Origin of the sequence: Cryobacterium shii, from assembly GCF_004402595.1 — a bacterium.
Lineage (GTDB): Bacteria > Actinomycetota > Actinomycetes > Actinomycetales > Microbacteriaceae > Cryobacterium > Cryobacterium shii.
In genome coordinates this window covers 1-1,028 of sequence record NZ_SOFY01000050.1, presented here as the reverse complement: position 1 = coordinate 1,028, position 1,028 = coordinate 1, and the positions used below count along the sequence as shown (strand labels likewise).

Genomic DNA, 1,028 nt, shown 5'->3' with positions numbered 1-1,028 from the left:
CTAGATGAGTGAGTCCTAATGGTCGTAGGCGATGAGGGATCGTTTGTTGGGTGTTCCGAGGAGCCAGTTGTGCCAGATTCCGGCGGCGAGGGCGAGTAGTCGGCCGGCGACGCGGGAGTAAAGGCCCGGGATAGTGCGTCCGCCATGGTCTTCGAGGGTGAGTTGGCCTTTGAGAGTGTCGAAGACGGACTCGACCCATTGGCGGATTCCGCCGAGTTTCCCGAAGCGTTTCTTCTCGTCCTTACGGTCCGGTCGGATCAGGTGAGCGCCGAGTTCGTCGGTGATGAACCCTTCGAACTCGCGGCCGGCGAACCCTTTGTCGCCGATGATGATTTGGCCCTGCTGGATGAGGTGTCGGTCGTGGCGCAGCATCGCCTGGGCAGCTTCGCGTTCGCCGATTTTGGGGTTGGCCAGGCCCCAGACGACGGGCATGCCATCTGGGGTGCAGACCAGATAGAGGCGGAATCCCCAGAAGTAACGGGAGTGGGAAGCGCAGTATCCGTAGCCGGCGTGTCCGGCCAGGTCGGAGCGTTTCACGGTCTCTCGGGACTTGCCGCAGGGCACCGGGGTGGAGTCGATTAGCCGCGTGATCTCGCCCCAGGACGGGGTATCCCTGCCCAGTTCTGTGATCACCGCGGAGAGCAGCCCGGTGGCTTGGCGAACGCGTTTGCCCCACCCGGATTGTTGGGGCAGATTCGGAAACATGGGCCTGAGGTACGTGTTCGCGTAGCGGATCCATTTTCGGTCCGAGGCGATGCCGAGCAGATGTTGGGCGACGACGAGGCAGAGCAGCTCAATGTCGGTCAGGGCCGGCGGGCGCCCGGGCCGCCCCCGTCTGGAAAACCCCAGCGCGGGGATGATCCGATCGTCTAGATGGACGTAAAGTGTGGTCAGGAGGGTGTTCAGATCTGTCTTCACAAACAGGGTTTAACACCCTCCGCCTTCGATTAACAGCGTCCACGCCGGGCCAGTCCGATCTGACTAGACGTGTACCGCTACCGACAATCGATTAGGACTCACTCATCTAG

The 1,028-nt window shown here is 61.9% G+C and carries 1 protein-coding gene; it reads right to left on the bottom strand.

The features are described 5' to 3' along the window. Positions 1 to 15 precede the first annotated feature (15 nt). Complete coding sequence (locus E3O49_RS09610) at positions 16 to 918, bottom strand: IS982 family transposase (RefSeq protein ID WP_134365202.1); 903 nt, start codon at positions 916 to 918, stop codon at positions 16 to 18. Positions 919 to 1,028: the final 110 nt, after the last annotated feature.